The organism is Niastella caeni, from assembly GCF_004834005.1.
GTDB classification, from domain to species: domain Bacteria; phylum Bacteroidota; class Bacteroidia; order Chitinophagales; family Chitinophagaceae; genus Niastella; species Niastella caeni.
Genome location: NZ_STFF01000001.1, coordinates 531,668 through 553,247, shown reverse-complemented (window position 1 = coordinate 553,247; position 21,580 = coordinate 531,668). Strand labels below are relative to the sequence as shown.

Genomic DNA, 21,580 nt, shown 5'->3' with positions numbered 1-21,580 from the left:
GTGAAAAGCGGGGACTGGTTAGTCCGTGTTTTGAAACTACATTTTATGGAAAAGAATATTGTTGTAATAGAAGGTGATGGCATAGGGCCTGAAGTTACCCGGCAGGCGGTGAAGGTATTGAATGCCGTTGCCGAGCAATTTGGTCATGAGTTCAGTTACCGGTATTGTTTAATGGGCGCAGATGCCATTGACAAAACCGGCAACCCGTTACCCGATGAAACCATTGAAGCCTGCCTTAACAGCGATGCCATATTATTTGGCGCCATCGGCCATCCAAAATACGATAACGATCCTTCCGCAAAGGTTCGCCCCGAGCAGGGCTTGCTGAAATTGCGGAAAAGCTTACAATTGTTTGCCAACATTCGTCCTGTAATCACGTACCCCTCTTTGCAACATTTATCTCCTTTGAAAGTACAGCAATTAGAAGGAGTTGATTTTATAATCTTTAGAGAACTTACCGGCGGTATTTATTTTGGGAAGAAGGAACTGAGCGAAGATGGCACCCGTGCTGCTGACGATTGCGTATATACGCGTGCAGAAATTGAACGCATTGCACATCTCGCTTTTCAGTATGCCCGGCAACGTCGTAAGAAGCTAACATTGGTTGATAAGGCCAATGTGCTGGAAACATCGCGCCTGTGGCGTAAAGTGGTGCAGGAAATAGCATCGCAATATGCCGAGGTGAAAGTTGATTTCCTGTTTGTTGACAATGCCGCTATGCAGATCATCATTAATCCGAAACAGTTTGATGTGATACTCACAGAAAATATGTTTGGCGATATTATCAGTGATGAAGCGAGTGTGATCAGTGGTTCGTTGGGATTGTTACCATCGGCATCGGTTGGTGCCGGCGTGGCGCTGTTTGAACCTATTCATGGTTCGTACCCGCAGGCAGCCGGCAAAGACATTGCCAACCCGCTGGGATGTATTTTGTCAGCAGCCATGTTGCTCGATCATTTTGGACTGGCCAAGGAAGCGGAGGCTGTACGCCTGGGTGTTGAGTGGACGCTGGTGAATGGTTTTGTAACAAAAGATATTGACCCGATCAATTTTTATTTCACGTCAACCATCGGCGAACTGGTGAGTGATTATGTGGCGAATAGAATACCGGGTGGGGTGAATCAGGCTAACATTGAATTGAGAAAGTCAACTATAATTTAGCTTGTTAACTACCTGAAGTGGTGTTAAATACAGATTTAGGGATTTCGGGATTTTGAGATTTGCCGAAATGCTCAATAAAAGAAATTACAAATCCCTAAATCACAAAATATCAAAATCAGAAATTGGTTTTGTAGCCAGGATCAGAAAAACAATTTTTTTTAACTAAGCTCTTTTTATCAACCGGCGGGTGTATATTTGTGACACACGAAGTCCTCTTATGCAAAAAAGCAGCATTAATAACATCATCTCTGTGGTAACTGCAATAATTATTATTGTGGTGGTGGTTATTCCTGCAACGCACGGAGGTGGAGTTTAACGTATACAAAAGATCAATATAAACGACCCGCCTCCAACGAGGCGGGTTTTTTTGTTTTAGGCCCGTGACACGGATAAAAGAAACGGAAAACCAGATCAATAAACCTTATTCTAAATAATAACTAATGGCCTACTATCATAACAATACGATCATTTACCTCAATGGCGCTTTTGTAAAAGCGGCAGAGGCAACTACTGACTTTTACAGTCAGTCGCTGCACTACGGCTATGCCGTATTTGAAGGTATCAGATCGTACCAAACCGCCAGCGGCGAAACCAAAATATTCAAGGCTACCGAGCATTATGACCGGTTGCGGAATTCAGCTACTGCCCTGAATATGCCCTACAACTGGGATACGGATGAACTGATAGAAGCTACCTACGAAGTATTAAGCCGGAACAACCTCCGGAACGCTTACATCAGACCGGTAGTGTACGCGCCGGCCAATATGAGCTTCAACCCCAATACCGAATCATACCTCCTGATCGCAGCCTGGGAAATGGGTTTGTTTTTAGGGGAGAAATTACTGCGGGTAATGACCTCTTCTTTTCAACGCCCTAACCCCAAAGGGTTTCGGATTGAAGCCAAAGCAAGCGGCCATTATGTAAATTCTATCCTGGCCAGCCAGGAAGCAAAAGCAAAAGGCTTCGACGAAGCGCTGTTGACCGATATGAACGGATATGTAGCGGAAGGGCCCGGCGCTAACGTATTTTATGAAAAGAACGGCAAACTGTATACACCGGCCACCGGAAATATTTTACCCGGCATAACACGGGCAACTGTAATAGAAATATGTACCGAACTGAATATACCTGTTGAAGAGCGCTTATTCACTACCGATGAGTTAAAACAGGCCGACGCCGTATTCTTTTGTGGCACAGCCGCTGAAGTGATCGGCTGGCAATCGCTCGATGACACGGTATTCCCGGCTAAGTGGGAAAATACCCTTGGCCGCCGTATACAACTGGCTTATAAGAACCGGGTTACAGAAGCAGTAAAAGGCGAATTGATTGATTGAAAGTATGAGTGAACGAAAAGCAGCGAGTTGAAACCGGAAGAACCACAAACGACAAACTGAAGTACGGGTTATACGAAAAAATAAAAGCTGAACGCATAAAGTAAATAAATGGCTGAAATAAACAAATATTCAAAGACGCTGACGCAGGATGTAACACAACCTGCCGCTCAGGCCATGTTGTATGGCATTGGTTTAACCGACGAAGATCTGAAGAAAGCACAGGTAGGCATTGTTAGCATGGGCTACGATGGCAACACCTGTAACATGCACCTGAACGACCTGGCCAAAATTGTGAAAGATGGTGTATGGAGCAATGACCTGGTAGGTTTGATCTTTAATACTATTGGCGTAAGCGATGGTATGTCGAACGGAACAGACGGTATGCGTTACTCGCTGGTAAGCCGCGACATCATTGCCGATTCTATTGAAGCCGTTTGTGGCGCTCAGTATTACGATTCGTTGATTGCCATACCTGGTTGCGATAAAAATATGCCGGGTTCAGTAATGGCCATGGGACGGTTGAACCGCCCTGCTATTATGGTGTATGGTGGAACCATTGCACCAGGTCATTACAAGGGCCAGGATCTGAATATTGTTTCTGCATTCGAAGCGTTGGGTCAAAAGATTGCCGGCCAGTTAAGCGATGCCGATTTCAAGGGCGTTGTAATGAACTCCTGCCCGGGTGCGGGCGCTTGCGGTGGTATGTATACCGCCAATACCATGGCTTCAGCTATTGAAGCATTGGGTATGAGTTTGCCGTACTCTTCTTCTAACCCTGCGCTGAGCGACGAAAAGAAAAAAGAATGTCTGGATGCGGGTAAGGCTATCCGTAACCTGATGGAAAAAGATATCAAGCCGCGCGATATCATGACCCGCAAAGCCTTCGAAAATGCCATAACAACAATTATGGTATTGGGTGGAAGTACCAATGCGGTGCTGCACATGATCGCCATTGCGAAAAGCGTGGATGTGCCTTTAACGCAAGACGATTTTCAACAGATCAGCAACAAGGTGCCGATGCTGGCCGACTTCAAGCCCAGTGGGAAATATTTGATGCAGGACCTGCACGAACATGGTGGATTGCCTTCTGTAATGAAATACCTGTTACAAAAAGGATTGTTGCATGGGGATTGTTTGACCGTAACCGGTAAAACACTGGCGGAAAACCTGGCTTCAGTACCTGATCTGAATTTTGATACCCAGAAAATTATTCTCCCCCTCGAACAACCGATAAAAGCCAGCGGGCACTTACAGATCCTGTATGGTAACCTGGCCGAAAAAGGCAGTGTGGCCAAGATCACCGGTAAAGAAGGTGAGCGCTTTGAAGGACCTGCCCGCGTATTCGATGGCGAATTTGAGCTGATTGCCGGCATCCAGAGCAAAAGAGTACAACCCGGTGATGTAGTAGTGATCCGTTATGTTGGGCCCAAAGGCGCGCCCGGGATGCCTGAAATGCTGAAACCTACTTCTGCACTTATTGGTGCGGGTTTAGGAAAAAGTGTTGCGCTTATCACCGACGGCCGTTTCAGCGGTGGTACCCATGGTTTCGTGGTGGGGCACGTTACGCCTGAAGCATTTGATGGTGGAGTGATCGGTTTGGTGCAGGACAATGACATCATTGAACTGGATGCGGTGAAGAATATCATCAATTTGAAAATAAGTCCCGGGGAGCTGGCAAAACGCAAAGCGGCCTGGAAACAACCGGCGTTAAAAGTGAAAAAAGGAATTCTATATAAATATGCGAAGCAGGTAAAAGATGCTTCTGAAGGATGCGTAACCGATGAAGCGGAATAAACGATGCCGTCGATCGGGATAACATTAAGAACAGGAACTAAACCGACAATTGAATCACAAAAAAAAGTTTATGAGTACAATCGAAAAGGCGCCTGCCAAAGAAAAGACGGATAAGAAGCCAGCTATAACAAATGTCAGTGGCTCGGTCGCAGTGTTGGAAGCATTTCTGGCAGAAGGTGTCAATACCATATTTGGGTATCCGGGTGGCGCTATCATGCCTATCTATGATGCACTGTATGATTACCAGGAAAAGTTACATCATATACTGGTACGCCATGAACAGGGCGCTATACATGCCGCTCAGGGTTATGCGCGGTCATCTGGAGATGTTGGTGTTGTGTTTGCAACCAGTGGTCCTGGTGCAACCAACCTGGTGACAGGTTTGGCAGATGCCATGATCGATAGTACGCCGGTGGTGTGCATCACCGGACAAGTGTTTGCTCATTTGTTGGGTACAGACGCTTTCCAGGAAACAGATGTGATCAATATCACTACCCCGGTTACCAAATGGAATTACCAGGTAACAGACGCTACCGAAATTCCTGCCGTGCTGGCAAAAGCCTTTTACATTGCCCGCAGCGGACGCCCCGGCCCGGTGTTAATTGATATTACCAAGAATGCCCAGTTGCAAAAATTCGATTACGAAGGATATACAAAATGTGATCATGTACGCAGCTACCGGCCAGCTCCTATTGTACGTAAAGAGTATATAACAGAAGCTGCCAAGCTGATCAACGAAGCTGAAAGGCCTTTTGTGATCTTTGGTCAGGGTGTAATACTGGGTAAAGCTGAAAAAGAATTTTTAAAATTTATAGAGAAAGCAGGTATTCCCACTGCATGGACCATCATGGGATTAAGTGCTATACCTTCAGATCATCCGCTGAATGTAGGTATGTTGGGAATGCACGGTAATTATGGCCCGAACGTACTGACCAATGAATGTGATGTATTGATCGCAATCGGTATGCGGTTCGACGACCGCGTTACCGGCCGCCTGGATAAATATGCAAAGCAGGCGAAAGTGATCCACCTGGATATTGATCCGGCTGAAGTTGATAAGAACGTAAAAACAACCGTACCGGTTTGGGGCGACTGTAAAGAAACCCTGCCTTTATTGACCGCACAGGTTGAGCAGAAAGTATACCCGCAATGGTTGCAAAAGTTCAGGGATATGATGAAACAGGAAGAAGAAACCTGTATCACCCCTGAACTGAATCCTACCACAGAACAATTGACCATGGGTGAAGTAATAAAAACCCTGAACGAATTAACTGGCGGCGATGCGATCATTGTAACCGACGTAGGACAGCACCAGATGGTAGCTTGTCGTTATGCGAAGTTCACGCAGTCGAAAAGTAATATTACCTCCGGTGGTTTGGGAACCATGGGATTTGCCTTACCCGCAGCCATAGGCGCTAAAGTAGGCGCTCCCGAAAGAACAACCGTGGCCATTATTGGCGACGGAGGCTTTCAAATGACGCTTCAGGAACTGGGTACCATCATGCAATCAGACATCGATGTAAAGATCCTGATCCTGAACAACCAATTCCTCGGCATGGTGCGCCAATGGCAACAGCTCTTCCACGACAAGCGCTACTCGTTTGTTAATATAGAGAGCCCTGATTTTGTACAATTGGCAAAAGCATATAAAATTCCCGGACAAAGTATTTCAAAAAGGGATGACCTGAAAAAGGCGCTTACTGAAATGCTGAATACAAAGGGCGCTTACCTGCTGGAAGTAATGACCGGAAAGGAAAACAATGTATTCCCCATGGTACCGCAGGGTTGCAGCGTAGCAGAAATACGTTTAAAATAATAAAAGGTAACATCGAATGGCCATCACAGAAAATATCACCTGGAATTCTTCCCTGTACGACAAAAAGCATGATTTTGTTTTTAAGTACGGCGAATACCTGGTGCAGTTGCTTACCCCGCAGGAAGGGGAGCGCATTCTGGATATAGGCTGTGGTACCGGTCATTTGACCAACCTGATAGCTGCCTCAGGGGCTATGGTAACTGGCATGGATAGTTCTATTGACATGATCGCAAAAGCAAGGAACGAATATCCGCACCTTCCTTTCAGGCTGGCCTCTGTAACCGATTTTAACTTTAATGAACCATTCGATGCGCTGTTCTCCAATGCCGTGCTGCATTGGGTAACCGATAAAGAGCAGGCTATTCAAAGCATGTACAACAACCTGAAGCCGGGTGGCCGACTGGTGTTGGAAATGGGTGGAAAGGGAAATGTTGAGAAGATCGTTCATGCGTTGAAAATAGCTTTAACCAATCACGGGTACACGCAAAATGCTACCAGGGAAGTTTGGTACTACCCTTCATTGAGTGAGTACACCGGGTTACTCGAAAAGCAGGGATTCAGGGTTACATATGCTACGCATTATAATCGGGAGACCGAGTTGAAAGACACACAACAGGGGATCAAGGATTGGGTGCACATGTTTTGCGGCGCTTATCTCGAAGGTGTTGAAGATGCAGCAAAAGATGCAATACTGGATGAAGTGCAGGAAACATTGCGGCACACCCACTTCAGGAATCAAAAATGGTATGCTGATTATAAAAGATTGCGCGTAGTGGCCATTAAAGAAAATTAACAAATTGTCAATCATTTGAAACCGTGTCACGGTTCGGAACCTTGGCACGGTTGAAATAAGTTAAATTATGAAACAGGAATTCACCGTTACGGTATATACAGAAAATCAGATCGGGTTACTGAACCGGATCGCTATCATGTTTTCGCGCCGTAAGATCAATATTGAGAGTTTAAATACTTCTCCCAGTGAAGTAGAAGGCATTCACCGCTTTACCATCGTCATCAATGAACTGGAAGAAGTGGTGAAGAAACTGGTGCGCCAGATAGAAAAGCAAGTGGAAGTATTGAAAGCATATTACAATACTGCCGAAGAGATCATCTGGCAGGAGCTGGCTTTGTATAAAGTGCCTACCGATGAAATTGCGGAAAAAGTAAAAGTAGAACGCTTATTACGTGAGTACGGCGCCCGCGCAGTAGTGATCAGAAAGGATTACACTGTTTTTGAAACAACCGGTCAGCGGGAAGAAACGAACAAACTGATAGCTGTACTGGAACCATACGGATTGATTGAATTTGTACGCAGCGCCCGGGTAGCTATTATTAAGGCCAGCAGCGGTTTTCACAGCAAACTGAAAGAGTTTGAAAAGAAAGAACCCAGTGAAGACGTAATAGAAAATGAATATTTAGGTAAAGGCGACGAAGTGTTTACCATGTAAACGCGGAACGCTTAACGCAAAGCGCACAATAAAAACAACGATAAAGGTGAATATTCACCGGACCAAAACAAAAAACCAATAACAATAAACATCTCACAATGGCAAAATTAAATTTCGGCGGGGTGGAAGAAAATGTAGTAACTCGTGAAGAGTTCCCACTTGCCAAGGCGCAACAGGTATTGAAAAATGAAACGGTAGCGGTGATCGGCTACGGTGTACAGGGACCGGGTCAGGCGCTGAACCAGAAAGACAACGGTATCAATGTAATCGTTGGTCAACGTAAAAATTCAAAAACCTGGGATAAAGCGGTGAAGGATGGTTTTGTACCCGGCGAAACTTTATTCGAAATTGAAGAAGCATTACAACGTGGTACCATTATTTGCTACCTGTTGAGCGATGCTGCACAAATTCAATTGTGGCCTACTGTTAAAAAACACCTGACTGCTGGTAAAGCATTATATTTTTCACATGGCTTCGGTATTACCTTCAACGAGCAAACCGGCATCGTACCTCCCAAAGATGTAGATGTATTTCTGGTAGCTCCTAAAGGTTCTGGTACTTCTTTGCGCCGTATGTTCCTGCAAGGCCGTGGCCTGAACAGTAGCTATGCTATTTTCCAGGATGCTACCGGTAAAGCAAAAGAAAGAGTAATTGCCTTAGGTATTGCCGTAGGTAGCGGTTACCTGTTCGAAACTGATTTCAAAAAAGAAGTATACAGCGATCTGACTGGCGAAAGAGGTACATTGATGGGTTGTATTCAAGGTATCTTTGCCGCACAATACCAGGTATTACGCAGTAAAGGTCACACGCCTTCTGAAGCTTTCAACGAAACAGTTGAAGAGCTGACGCAATCTCTGATGCCACTGGTTGCAGAAAATGGTATGGACTGGATGTATGCCAACTGTAGCACAACTGCACAACGCGGCGCATTAGACTGGTGGAAGAAATTCCGCGATGCAACATTACCTGTATTCACCGAATTATATGAGAGCGTTGCAACCGGTAAAGAATCTCAACGTTCTATCGACAGCAACAGCCAGGCTGATTATCGTGAGAAGCTGGAAGCTGAACTGAAGGAATTGCGTGATAGCGAAATGTGGCAAGCTGGTAAAACAGTTCGCAGTCTTCGTCCTGAGAATCAAAAACCAGCCGAAGTTACCGCTTAATAAAAGTATAACGCTGAACGCACTACGCTTAACGCCGGGTTCAAATTGAATTTTTCGTTAGGCATTGAGCTGTAAGCGATAAAATATTAGCCACCGTTCACAAAAAGCATTTGCGTTTTCAATGTTCGCGATAAGCGTTCTACGATAAGCGTTCAGCGTTTTTTGATAACTAAAACAACGGTGGCTAATTTTTTTTAATAAAAACATATATGGGCACATTCACATATACAAGGCCTGAGCTGGAATTTCATAAAGCAGCATTGCGGTTAAAAAAAGTGGTGCACAAAACACCGCTGATGTTAAACCACAACCTGTCGAAGAAATACCAGTGCAATGTATACCTGAAGCGGGAAGATTTGCAGGTGGTGCGGTCGTACAAGCTGCGGGGTGCGTATAACATGATGAGCAGTTTGCCTGCTGAGCAATTACAGCAAGGGGTGGTATGTGCCAGTGCGGGAAATCATGCACAAGGATTTGCCTATTCATGTAAAAGACTGAATGTAAAAGGGGTGGTTTTCATGCCCATCATTACGCCTAATCAAAAGGTGAATCAAACCAAAATGTTTGGTGAAGAGAACATCGGGATCCAACTGATAGGCGATACGTTTGATGATTGTGCCATTGCCGCGAAGAAGTATACTGAAGAAAACGGTATGACCTTCATTCCTCCGTTTGACGATTATCGGATCATTGAAGGACAGGGAACTGTTGCTGTTGAAATACTGGAAGAGCAAACAGATATAGATTACCTGTTTGTGCCGGTAGGGGGCGGCGGTTTAAGCGCCGGGGTAGGATCGTACTTAAAGACGTACTCACCCAAAACAAAAATAATAGGGCTGGAACCGGAAGGCGCGCCTTCCATGTTTGAAGCATTGAAAGCAGGCGAGCCGGTTACCCTAAAAGAAATTGATCGATTTGTAGATGGTGCTGCTGTAAAAAGAGTTGGGGATATCACCTTCTCTATATGTAAAGAAGTGCTGGATGATATGCACCTGGTTCCGGAAGGAAAAGCCTGTTCTACTATTTTGAAGCTATACAATGAAGATGCTATAGTGGTAGAACCTGCCGGTGCTTTATCCATTGCCGCACTGGATGATTATGCCGATGTAATAAAAGGTAAAACTGTTGTTTGCATTGTAAGTGGCAGCAACAATGACATTGATCGTATGCAGGAGATAAAAGAAAGAAGCCTGCAGTACGAAGGATTGAAACATTATTTCCTGATCAGGTTTGCACAAAGACCGGGCGCCCTGAAAGAGTTTGTGAATCATGTGCTGGGACCGAATGATGACATTACGCGGTTTGAATATATGCAAAAGCACAACAAAGAATCAGGACCGGCATTGGTTGGGATTGAATTAAAGAATAAAGAAGACTACGATATACTGTTGCAAAACCTGCAACGTTATAACATAAACTATACAGCGTTAAATAAGAATGACACGCTGTTTGGGTATTTGGTATAATAACATATGTTATCTGTTTAAGTGGTAGCCATGCCGTGAGGCGTGGCTTTTTTTATTTTCAGGGGTATTCACTTCAACATTCGATATTCGACATTCAATATTCAGTATTTTTTACTTTCTCATTTCTCTGTTTCTCATTTTTAATCACCATTCCCTAAATAAAAAACCTCCCCGAAGGGAGGCTTATGTCATAAAATCTGACGGGTGATCTTTTTAAGGATACTGCGATACAGCGAAGAGTCGCAATACTAGCTAAACGGTAATGGTCTTTACATAAATACTGAACCACCAATGTTTACTAAGGGCGGATCGAAACATGTATGAATCGATGTGAAACTAATAGGTTTAAAAGTGCAAGGGCTTGTGATATTGGATTTATACACGTTATGGTTTTTCTCAGGTATTGGATAAACAGGATTAAATAGCGCACAGGGCTGATACTGGATTTTAAGTGAATGGTCTTCTCACGGATATTGAAGCAAACATTGTAAAAGGGCACACGGTTGCTATCGGATTTTTGTGCCTGAGTTGGTCTTCTCACGGATATTGAACACTAAGGTTAAAAGCGCACAGTGCCGATATTGGATTACATCAACGGTTTTACCATGGATATTGAAAAACTGTGTCAAAAAGGGCACACGGTTGATATTGGATTTGTACAATGAAACGGTCTTTCTACGGATATTGAAACATAACAGAGCTGTACAATGAACTGATATTGGATATAGTGCGCGAAACGGTTTTCCACGGATAATGGAATACATGTCCCGACAGAATCGGGAAGGATATTCATAATAAATTCAAACTGATAAGCCTTACGGCAAAGCGTTATGGCAAAGCATGATATGGCAAATGTTATTGATTATATGGCTATAGAGAACCTGAAAGAAAAAAGATAACTATGGCTTCAATGGTTAGAACTATTCGCAGAGTAATTTTGGTGCGGTCGCTATCAAATATATTGGATTGGCGCTGCAAAGTTACGTCGTTACAGGGTTGCATACAAATGTGTTTGGAAAAACTTATCAACATATAACAGGTCATAACACACGAATAACATTAAATGCTTAGAACATTGATCATCGTTAGTTTAAGTTATACAAACCATTTAACAAGTGTATTATTATAAAGCGCAACCAGCTACTAAAAACATTATGAATAGCAGGTATGTTTAGTGCGCTATATGGTGCTGCAATAATTAGCGTGAAAAACAAATGCTATGGGAAATGTTAAAATCAATTAACGATAAATTTCCCGCTGATTCTTGCTCACAACTGTTTGCTTTTGAACCGTCGGGGATCCTACGGATTTATGGCGCCCCAGGCCGTCCTTGTCATCCTGGCATGCCCGGCATGGTTGTTATGAAATATGCAGCGAACCCTGGTAAAAGACAGTCTATTCTCCTAAGCGAACAATCCTATTTTGTATTTGTCTTAGTTACAGTTAAAGCGGTTGATTTTGTGGGGGAAAAAGGATATTGAAATATCTTCGCAGAAATCAAAAAGCAGGGGAGAAAAAAGAAGCGCCAATTGGCTTTTTATTAAGCAATTATTGCAAGCATATCGTGCTTACGGAGCGACTAAATACATATCGCTATTTTGTAAAAAAAATTGCATGAAACACCAGTAAATGCAGGTTTTTTTTCGTAATTTCAATCGCTTGCTTGCTATGTTATTAAACGATTTATTGAGAATTTGACTATTTATTGAATATTTTTCAAAAAACTATGCATTTCCATGGCAAGTAACCTGGGTTTATACCATCCTTCATTTGAGCGTGATGCCTGCGGCATTGGATTCGTAGCCAGCATTAAAGGACACAAAAGCCACCAAAACATCAGCGATGCTTTAACCGTATTGGAAAATATGGAACATCGAGGGGCCTGCGGTTGTGAGAATAATACGGGCGACGGCGCCGGTATTATGATTCAAACTCCACACGAATTTTTCTTTGACGAGTGCATCAAGCTGGGCGTTCATCTGCCAGCTTTCGGTCGCTACGGAGTTGGGGTAATTTTCTTCCCCCGCGAGATCCGTTTGCGTGAAGAGTGCCGCGATATCTTCAATCGCGCTGCTGAAAAATTAGGATTGGAAGTACTTGTTTACCGAAAGGTACCCGTTAATCCGGATGGTATCGGTCCTTCGGCATTGAGTGTTGAACCTGAAATGGAGCATGTGTTCATCGCTTGTCCCGATCACATCAATAACCCCGATGATTTCGAGCGCAAATTATTTGTGCTTCGCAACTACGCCAGCCACACTATCAACAATACGGTGAAGAAAGATGCGATCGGATTTTACATTGCATCGCTTTCTTACAAAACCGTTGTATATAAAGGGCAGTTAACCAGTAACCAGGTGCGTAATTATTTTACCGACCTGGGTAACAAAAGAATGGTTTCTGCATTTGGTTTGGTTCACTCCCGCTTTGCAACCAACACCTTCCCAAGCTGGAAACTGGCTCAGCCTTTCCGCTTCATTGCACACAACGGCGAGATCAATACACTGCAAGGTAACCTCAACTGGTTAAAGACCAGTGAGCATGGTTTTACCTCGCCGTTCTTCACCACGCAGGAAATGGAAACCTTGCTGCCGATCGTTACTGAAGGCCAGAGTGATTCTGCCTGCCTGGATAACATGATCGAGCTGTTGGCATTAACCGGTCGTTCATTGCCTCATGTAATGATGATGTTGATCCCTGAAGCATGGGATGGCAACGACCAAATGGACCCCGTGAAGAAAGCATTCTACGAATACCATGCTTCTATCATGGAACCCTGGGATGGTCCCGCTTCTATTTCTTTCACTGATGGAAAAATTATCGGCGCTACCCTCGATAGAAATGGTTTACGTCCGTCAAGATATTGCGTTACCAACGATGATCGTGTGATCATGGCTTCTGAAACTGGTGCATTACCGGTTGATCCTGCCATCGTAGTGGAAAAAGGCCGTTTGCAACCCGGTAAAATGTTTGTGGTTGATATGGAGCAGGGCCGCATCATCAGTGATGAAGAACTGAAAAACGATATCTGCAACCGCAAGCCTTATGGCGATTGGTTGAATCAATACAAGATCCGTTTGGAAGAGCTGGATGAACCCCGTGTTGCGTTCACTCACCTGTCTGATTCATCTATTCTGAAATACCAGAAAGCTTTCGGTTATTCAACTGAAGATATCGATGACATTGTAACGCCTATGGCTGTTGATGGCAAAGAACCGATCGGTTCTATGGGTACCGATACGCCACTGGCCGTATTGAGCGATCAGCCACAACACATCACTTCTTACTTTAAACAATTATTCGCACAGGTAACCAACCCGCCCATCGATCCTATTCGCGAGCGAATGGTAATGAGTTTGGCAACCTTTGTGGGCAACAACGATAACTTATTATTAGAAGATCCCAAGCATTGCCATACCGTGGCATTGAAGCATCCCATACTTACCAGCACCGAACTGGAAAAGCTGCGTAGTATCGATACGGGTATCTTCCAGGCCAAAACCCTGCAAACTTATTTCAGGGCCGATGGCAAACCCGGTTCATTGAAAAAAGGGCTCGACAGGCTTTGCCGCTATGCAGAAGATGCGGTGCATGATGGATTTGAAGTGTTGATCCTTTGCGACCGTGCGGTAGATTCCGATCACGCTGCAATTCCTTCTTTGTTAGCTACTGCTGCAGTGCACCACTATCTTATTCGTAAAGGTTTACGGGGTAAGGTTGGTATTGTTGTAGAGGCCGGCGACGTTTGGGAAGTACATCACTTTGCTTGTTTGTTAGGCTTTGGAGCTACCGCCATCAATCCATACCTGGCATTGGCTACCATCCGCAACATGAAAGTGAACAACACGCTGCAAACTGAGCTCGACTGGGATCAATTGCGCAAGAACTATATTAAAGCCGTTTGCGATGGTTTGTTGAAAGTGTTCTCCAAGATGGGGATCTCCACCCTGCAATCATACCAGGGCGCCCAGATCTTCGAAATACTTGGTTTAAATAAAGAGCTGGTTGACAAATGCTTCACCGGCGCCGTTAGCCGTATCGAAGGTATCGGCCTGGATGAACTGGCTAAAGAAGCGCTTGCCAAGCATTGGTTCGCCTTCAGCCGCAAAGACATCCCTGTTGATCGTTTACCTGTTGGTGGTGTTTACCAATGGAAACGTAAAGGGGAGTTTCACCTGTTCAACCCAACTACCATTCACCTGTTGCAGTATGCAACCCGGATGAACGATTACAATACATTTAAGAAATATACCAAAGCAGTAAATGACCAAAGTGAGAAAGCGGCCACATTGCGTAGCATGTTCCAGTTCAAAGTGAACAGGCCCGCGATCTCCATCGATGAAGTGGAACCGGCTGAAAGCATTTTGAAACGCTTTGCTACCGGCGCCATGAGCTTTGGTTCTATATCATGGGAAGCGCACACCACACTGGCCATTGCCATGAACCGAATAGGCGCCAAGAGCAATACCGGTGAAGGTGGTGAAGATGAAGTTCGGTACACGCCGTTGCCTAACGGTGACAGTATGCGTAGCGCCATTAAACAGGTGGCCAGCGCCCGCTTCGGTGTAACCAGCTATTATCTTACCGAAGCTGAAGAGCTGCAAATTAAAATGGCACAGGGTGCAAAACCAGGTGAAGGCGGTCAGTTACCTGGTCACAAGGTTGATGAGTGGATCGGTAAAACCCGTCACTCTACACCTGGTGTAGGTTTGATCTCTCCGCCGCCGCACCACGATATCTATTCTATCGAGGACCTGGCGCAGCTGATCTTCGATCTGAAGAATTCAAACCGCGCCGCCCGCATCAATGTGAAACTGGTATCAAAAGCCGGTGTAGGTACAATTGCAGCCGGTGTGGCAAAAGCCAAAGCCGATGTAATATTGATCGCAGGTATGGATGGCGGTACAGGCGCTTCGCCCATCAGTTCTATTAAACATGCCGGTTTACCATGGGAGTTAGGCCTTGCCGAAACTCATCAAACACTGGTAAAAAATAAATTACGCAGCCGTGTGGTTGTACAGGCCGACGGACAAATGAAAACAGGCCGCGATATCGCTATCGCCACCCTGTTAGGTGCAGAAGAGTGGGGTGTTGCGACCGCCGCCCTCGTTGTTGAAGGTTGTATCATGATGCGTAAATGTCACCTGAACACCTGCCCTGTAGGTGTGGCCACGCAGGACCCTGAACTGCGCAAGCGCTTCAGCGGTAATGCCGATCATGTGGTGAACTTCTTCAAGTTCATGGTGCAGGACCTGCGCGAGATCATGGCTGAACTGGGCTTCCGCACCATTAATGAAATGGTGGGCCAGGTTGACTGCCTCGAAGTACGCGAAGGCATTACACACTGGAAAACCAGCAAACTCGATCTGTCGCCAATATTGTACAAAGAACCAGCTGCTGCTTACACCGGCCTGTACAAAATGGAAGAACAGGATCATGGTATGGCCGATGTGCTTGACTGGAAACTGCTGGCCGCTGCAAAACCGGCGCTAGAAAAACAGGAGCGTATTGCTGCTTCGTTCCCGGTTAAGAATACCGACAGAACTATCGGTACTATTTTATCGAATGAGATCTCGAAGAAATATAAAGCGGAAGGATTACCTGACGATACCATTCATTTCAACTTCAATGGTACGGCCGGACAAAGCTTTGGCGCTTTCAATACGAAAGGTGTAACACTTGAACTGGAAGGTGATGCCAACGACTATTTTGGTAAAGGATTGAGCGGAGCCAAGCTGATCGTTTATCCGCCAAAGCAATCGAGCTTTGTACCTGAAGAGAACATCCTCATTGGTAACACTGCCTTCTATGGCGCAACCAGCGGTGAAGCATATATAAGAGGTAAAGCCGGCGAACGTTTCGCTGTTCGTAACTCAGGCGCCGATGTGGTTGTTGAAGGAACAGGCGATCACGGTTGTGAATACATGACCGGTGGCCGCGTGGTGATCCTTGGTGCTACCGGCCGCAACTTTGCCGCAGGTATGAGCGGTGGTATCGCTTATGTATATGATGTGAAAGGACAGTTTGCTTTGATGTGCAATAAAGAAATGGTTGACCTCGATCCGCTGGATGCAGAAGATGCACAGGCGCTGAATGATATGATCACCCGCCATTACGCGTATACCGGTAGTGCCGTAGCCCGTTTTGTGTTGGATGATTTCGAGAACCAATTGAAGAACTTCATTAAAGTGTTCCCGAAAGATTATAAGAAAGCATTGCAGGAAAAGAGCAGGGTTAAGCAAAGCGCGAAGAAGAATAAATAAATATTGAATGATGAATGGAAGTTGTATTCTCTTCATCATTCAGTATTCGACATTCGATATTCATCGCCAAAGAAGTAACCAGGACTTAAATATTTATTACTTAGAATTTATAGAACTAAAACAATATGGGTAAACCAACGGGTTTTTTAGAATTTACCAGGGAATTGCCGGGTAAAAAACCAGTAGAGGAGAGGTTAAAAAATTACAATGAATTCATTGAGCGGTACAGCGATGAAAAGCTGAACCAGCAATCGGCTCGTTGTATGAATTGTGGTGTTCCTTTTTGCCATAGCGGATGCCCGCTGGGTAATGTAATACCTGAGTTCAACGATGCGGTATACCGCAAGAGCTGGCAGGAGGCTTATGAAATTCTGGCCTCTACCAACAACTTTCCTGAGTTTACCGGCCGTATTTGTCCGGCACCATGCGAAAGCGCCTGTGTACTGGGCATTAACCAACCGGCCATTGCAATTGAAGAAATTGAAAAGCATATTATAGAAATAGCTTTCGATAAAGGATTTGTAAAACCACGCAAACCAAACGTACGCACTGGTAAAAAAGTAGCGGTTGTAGGTTCTGGTCCGGCTGGTTTAGCTGCCGCGGCGCAGTTGAACTATGCTGGTCATTCTGTAACCGTATTTGAGCGCGATGATAAACCGGGCGGTTTATTACGGTATGGTATACCAGACTTCAAGCTGGAAAAATGGGTAATTGACAGAAGGATCAAGCTGATGGAAGAAGAAGGCATTACTTTCCGTTGTCATGCCAATGTGGGCGAGAATGTTCGCATCAACGACCTGTTGCGCGAATTCCATGCTATTGTACTGGCGGGTGGTTCAACTGTTCCCCGCGATCTGAAGATCCCGGGCCGCGAACTGAAAGGTGTATATTATGCCATGCAGTTCCTGAAACAACAGAACAAGCGCAATGCCGGTATCGATCCGTTGGCCAATGCCAATATCGAAAGCAATATTTTCAGCGAGAATTTATTAGCTACCAACAAGAACGTAGTAGTAATTGGTGGTGGTGATACCGGTAGCGACTGCGTAGGTACCAGCAACCGGCATAAAGCCAAATCGGTAACCCAGTTTGAGCTGTTGCCCAAGCCGCCTGCCGGCCGTACTGAGTTTATGCCCTGGCCCACCTTCCCCATGATCTTAAAAACGTCTACTTCACATGAAGAGGGCGCTAACCGTCACTGGGCTATTGCCACCAAAGAGTTCATCGGCGATAAAAAGGGTAACCTGAAAGCGCTGAAGGTAGTTGACCTGGAGTGGAAAGTGACCGAAGACGGCAAACCTGCCCAGTTTGTTGAAAAAGCTGGTTCAGAGCGTGAACTTCCCTGCGAGCTGGCATTACTGGCCATGGGCTTTGTGCATCCGCAACACGAAGGCCTGTTAAATGAGCTGGGTGTTGATCTAGACAGCCGGGGTAATGTGCGGGCTACTGAAAAAGAGTACAAAACAAGTATTAACAAGGTATTTGTCGCCGGGGATATGCGTCGTGGTCAAAGTCTGGTGGTTTGGGCCATCAGCGAAGGCCGGGAAGCTGCCCGTAAGGTAGACGAGTTTCTGAATGAAGGCGTGTCTTTTTTAGAAAGTAAAGACCAGAATACAGTTTTAGCGATTTAGATAAAAACTCACTATTTTGAAGCCATCCCGACAAGTTCGAGGGTGGCTTTTTTATTGAATGAATATCAAAATATTTAATGTGATATTATTTTTACTGTTGGGCAATATTTTTGAGTATTCGTGCTGAAAAAATATTTTTATTCTGATACTTTTAACAATTTAGGATAAAACCATACCCATTTTTTGAAGCCATCCAAAAAGGATGGCATTTTTATTTTCAAAACAGAAGTTTGTTTAAAGTTAGGTCTGACAAGGGGTTACGGCAAATATAAAAGATAAATAAGATACATATAGTAAATAATAATATTTATGATTTGTTCAATGTTATTTGTCAAAAAAATGATATTTTCGATATAATATTATTAAATGCAAAAAAATAATAATATCTATAACTAAAACACAACGGTATGAAAAAGGTTTCCCTAAAACAAGTGGCCCCCTTTCTAATTCTGGCAATAGTTGCCGTAGCGTCTCTCTTTATTCCTTCGCTTCCCCTGTTCAATGATGGTGGGAAGTATAGCGCGGCTGACATTGGCTGGATAATAGTGGCAACAGCGCTTGTATTTTTAATGACCCCTGGTCTGGCTTTCTTCTACGGTGGCATGGTGCACCGTAAAAACGTGCTTTCTACCATGATGAAAAGCGTGGTAGCTGCCGGTATTGTAAGTGTATTATGGGTCTTAGTGGGTTTTAGCTTGTGTTTTGGAGAAGATGTTGGTGGACTTGGAATTATCGGAAATCCAGGTACGTTCCTTTTCTTCAAAGATGTAGCTTCCGGTGCTCCCTGGAGCCTGGCCCCCACCATTCCCCTCACATTATTTGCTTTGTTCCAATTAATGTTTGCGATCATCACTCCAGGTCTGGTAGTAGGTGCCGTAGCAGAACGTATTCGTTTTACTGCTTATACGCTGTTTATCGTCCTTTTCAGCCTGTTGGTATATGCGCCATTGGCACACTGGAGCTGGCATCCGGAAGGTTTCCTGTTTAAATGGGGTGTTCTGGATTTTGCCGGTGGTACCGTTGTACATATTTCTGCAGGTTGTGCTGCCCTGGCTGGTGCTTTGGTATTGAAACGCAGACAATCGCATATTCAGAATAAAGAAATTCCCCCTGCCAATATTCCTTATGTATTGATCGGTACTGGTTTGCTGTGGTTCGGCTGGTTCGGTTTTAACGCCGGTTCTGCCGTAGGCGCTACTGCATTATCAGTTTCTGCATTTGCAACCACTAACACAGCCGCTGCTGCTGCTGGTTTGTCATGGATGTTCTTTGATGTATTGCGCGGTAAAAAACCTTCTGTATTAGGTTTTTGTATCGGTGCCGTAGTAGGTTTGGTTGCTATTACGCCTGCTGCCGGTTTCGTAGCTATTCCTCAAAGTATATTCATTGGCGTGGTAGCTGCTATTATCTCTAACATTGCTGTGTACTACAAACAAAAATCAACTTTAGACGATACGCTCGATGTATTCCCCTGTCACGGTTTAGGTGGTATGGTAGGTATGTTGATGACTGGTTTCTTTGCTACCAAAACAGTGAACAGCGCTGGTAACGACGGTTGGTTCTATGGCAATGCAAGTTTCTTCTTTACACAGTTAAAAGCAATGGCCATAGTTGTAGCCTATAGCTTCATCGTTTCATACCTCATATTCAAATTCATCAGCTTCATTCTTCCTTTACGTGTAACTGCTGAAGAAGAAGAACTCGGTCTGGATGAATCTCAACACAACGAAAAATACATGCAAGGAACTTTGCTTGTTAAAGGAGAGAATGGAAAACTCGTTGAAAAAGAAGCAGAGTTATAATTAAAAGAAAAAGGTACAGCTTTAATAAGAGTTGAACTTCTGACACAAGTTCAACTCTACCACCGTACCCTTTTCATTAACACTTAAAAAATCTAACTGCAATGTTAAGAAAAATTTCTTCATTGGCCATCTTCACCGTGGCCCTGGGTTCCTATGTTGAAGCACAAGACTCTACGAAAAAAAGTCCGTTAACCATTTCAGGTTCTGTTGACGCATACTACCGTTATAATTTCCATAATGCCAAAGATTCTGGCTACATAAATAATTACACCAGTTTTACGAACTCTCAAAACTCTTTTGAGTTAGGTATGGCTTCTGTAAAAGCAGAATATACCACAGGTAAAGTAACCGGTGTATTGGATCTGGGTTTTGGCAGAAGGGCAGAAGAATTTTCATATAATGAAAAAGGCACTGGCCTGGGAACAGCTATAAAGCAGGCATACATTTCAGTAGCCGCTTCCGAAAAATTAAAGTTTACCATGGGTAAATGGGCTACGCATGTGGGCTATGAACTGGTTGATGCGTATTTGAACCGTAACTACAGCATGTCGTACATGTTCTCGTTCGGTCCCTTCTTCCATACTGGTTTGAAGGCAGAACTTACCGCCGGCAATTTTGGTTTCATGCTGGGCGTGGCAAATCCTACGGATAATGTAACCGCCAGCTTTGCCAAGAAAATGATAATCGGGCAGATTAGTGCTGCTAACAGTAGCGGCAAGCTGAAAGGCTACCTCAATTACCAGGGTGGTAAAGACATGGCCGAAAACACCATTAACCAGGCCGACCTCGTAATTACCGGTACAGTAAGCGACAAGTTTAGCATAGGCTATAACGGTACAGTGCAATCGGTTAAGCTTAATGGTAAAAGCAGTGGCGACACCTGGTGGGGATCTGCCGTGTACCTGAATATTGATCCTTCCAAAGTATTCGGCGTTACGCTGCGTGGAGAATATTTCGATGATAAAAATGCGTTATCCGGCCTGGCAGTTGCTTCAGGTATTGGCACCAGCGTGTTTGCAGCTACTTTATCGGGCAACATCCGTATTGATAATCTGACCATCATTCCTGAGTTCAGGTTAGACAATTCGAAAGATGCCATTTTTGCGAAGAACCCGAACACAGGGGTTAAAAGCACAGGTACTTTCCTGTTGGGCGCTACCTGGCATTTTTAATCCGCCGTTCTAATGTATATCGTTGATTTTAGTTGATATAGAGAACCTGATTGACGGTTGGTTTCCGATAACTATCGGGATGGCAGTACCAACCGTCAATTTTTATAAAACTAGTTGTGCCGAGAGGCAATTGCGGTCCGTAACCTAAACCAACTGGCTTAAAGTATTTAAATCCGATAGAGGATATTTCCTGCCAGGAAATATCCTTTTTTTATTGAATGTGGAGCGATGAAACGGCGGTACAACCAATAAAATATTTACATTATATTTTGTTTTATGTGACGTGTAATTTGCCTGATGCGGCTAAAAATTGGTATTTTTGACTATTATAAGTATAGATTTTTGTGAAATGGTACGATGTATGATGTGGTAATTGAAGGTTTTGGATATATAGTATTTTATTTAATGTTTTAAATAAGTGGTTATGGAGAGATGGGGGCCTTCCTTTTTACCTGCCATATAATCGGTCTTACATTCGTTCTGGCAGCATCCTTCCCTTATTGGTGTTGGCGCTATTGCTGTGTTGA

At 44.4% G+C, this 21,580-nt stretch carries 13 protein-coding genes; all 13 read left to right on the top strand.

Translation table 11 applies throughout. The annotated features are described in order from the left end of the window. The first annotated feature begins 45 nt into the window (after positions 1 to 45). The 13 genes from leuB to FAM09_RS02120 all read left to right on the top strand — a co-directional run bounded on the left by leuB (position 46) and on the right by FAM09_RS02120 (position 21,053). Positions 46 to 1,161: a 3-isopropylmalate dehydrogenase gene (gene leuB / locus FAM09_RS02180; protein ID WP_136575437.1), complete on the top strand. Its 1,116-nt coding sequence runs from the start codon at positions 46 to 48 to the stop codon at positions 1,159 to 1,161. A 440-nt stretch (positions 1,162 to 1,601) separates the two neighbouring features. Then, positions 1,602 to 2,495 (top strand): branched-chain amino acid transaminase, encoded by an 894-nt coding sequence (locus FAM09_RS02175; RefSeq protein WP_136575436.1) that lies wholly within the window; start codon positions 1,602 to 1,604, stop codon positions 2,493 to 2,495. A gap of 108 nt (positions 2,496 to 2,603) precedes the next feature. Continuing rightward, positions 2,604 to 4,289: a dihydroxy-acid dehydratase gene (ilvD, locus tag FAM09_RS02170; RefSeq protein ID WP_136575435.1), complete on the top strand. Its 1,686-nt coding sequence runs from the start codon at positions 2,604 to 2,606 to the stop codon at positions 4,287 to 4,289. Between the two features lie 70 nt (positions 4,290 to 4,359). Beyond that, positions 4,360 to 6,105 (top strand): biosynthetic-type acetolactate synthase large subunit, encoded by a 1,746-nt coding sequence (gene ilvB / locus FAM09_RS02165; protein ID WP_136575434.1) that lies wholly within the window; start codon positions 4,360 to 4,362, stop codon positions 6,103 to 6,105. 16 nt (positions 6,106 to 6,121) lie between these two features. Then, on the top strand, positions 6,122 to 6,898 hold the full coding sequence (locus FAM09_RS02160) for a class I SAM-dependent methyltransferase (protein WP_136575433.1): 777 nt from the start codon (positions 6,122 to 6,124) through the stop codon (positions 6,896 to 6,898). 67 nt (positions 6,899 to 6,965) lie between these two features. Further along, positions 6,966 to 7,553, top strand: a complete 588-nt coding sequence (gene ilvN, locus FAM09_RS02155; RefSeq protein ID WP_208025465.1) for an acetolactate synthase small subunit — start codon at positions 6,966 to 6,968, stop codon at positions 7,551 to 7,553. A gap of 98 nt (positions 7,554 to 7,651) precedes the next feature. Then, positions 7,652 to 8,719, top strand: coding sequence for a ketol-acid reductoisomerase (gene ilvC / locus FAM09_RS02150; protein ID WP_136575431.1), 1,068 nt, complete (start codon positions 7,652 to 7,654; stop codon positions 8,717 to 8,719). A gap of 209 nt (positions 8,720 to 8,928) precedes the next feature. Further along, positions 8,929 to 10,185 carry a threonine ammonia-lyase gene (ilvA, locus tag FAM09_RS02145; RefSeq protein ID WP_136575430.1) on the top strand — a complete coding sequence of 419 codons (1,257 nt, stop codon included), beginning with the start codon at positions 8,929 to 8,931 and terminating at the stop codon, positions 10,183 to 10,185. 1,226 nt (positions 10,186 to 11,411) lie between these two features. Beyond that, positions 11,412 to 11,666, top strand: coding sequence for a hypothetical protein (locus FAM09_RS02140; RefSeq protein ID WP_136575429.1), 255 nt, complete (start codon positions 11,412 to 11,414; stop codon positions 11,664 to 11,666). A 255-nt stretch (positions 11,667 to 11,921) separates the two neighbouring features. Then, the gene (gltB, locus tag FAM09_RS02135; protein WP_136575428.1) at positions 11,922 to 16,448 is read left to right on the top strand and encodes a glutamate synthase large subunit; all 4,527 of its coding nucleotides are present in this window, start codon (positions 11,922 to 11,924) and stop codon (positions 16,446 to 16,448) included. A 125-nt stretch (positions 16,449 to 16,573) separates the two neighbouring features. After that, positions 16,574 to 18,079, top strand: a complete 1,506-nt coding sequence (locus FAM09_RS02130) for a glutamate synthase subunit beta (RefSeq protein ID WP_136575427.1) — start codon at positions 16,574 to 16,576, stop codon at positions 18,077 to 18,079. Positions 18,080 to 18,486: 407 nt separating this feature from the next. Further along, the gene (locus tag FAM09_RS02125; RefSeq protein ID WP_136575426.1) at positions 18,487 to 19,881 is read left to right on the top strand and encodes an ammonium transporter; all 1,395 of its coding nucleotides are present in this window, start codon (positions 18,487 to 18,489) and stop codon (positions 19,879 to 19,881) included. A 101-nt stretch (positions 19,882 to 19,982) separates the two neighbouring features. Then, a complete protein-coding gene (locus tag FAM09_RS02120) occupies positions 19,983 to 21,053 on the top strand; it encodes an outer membrane beta-barrel protein (protein WP_136575425.1) in 1,071 nt (356 codons plus the stop codon). Positions 21,054 to 21,580 lie beyond the last annotated feature (527 nt).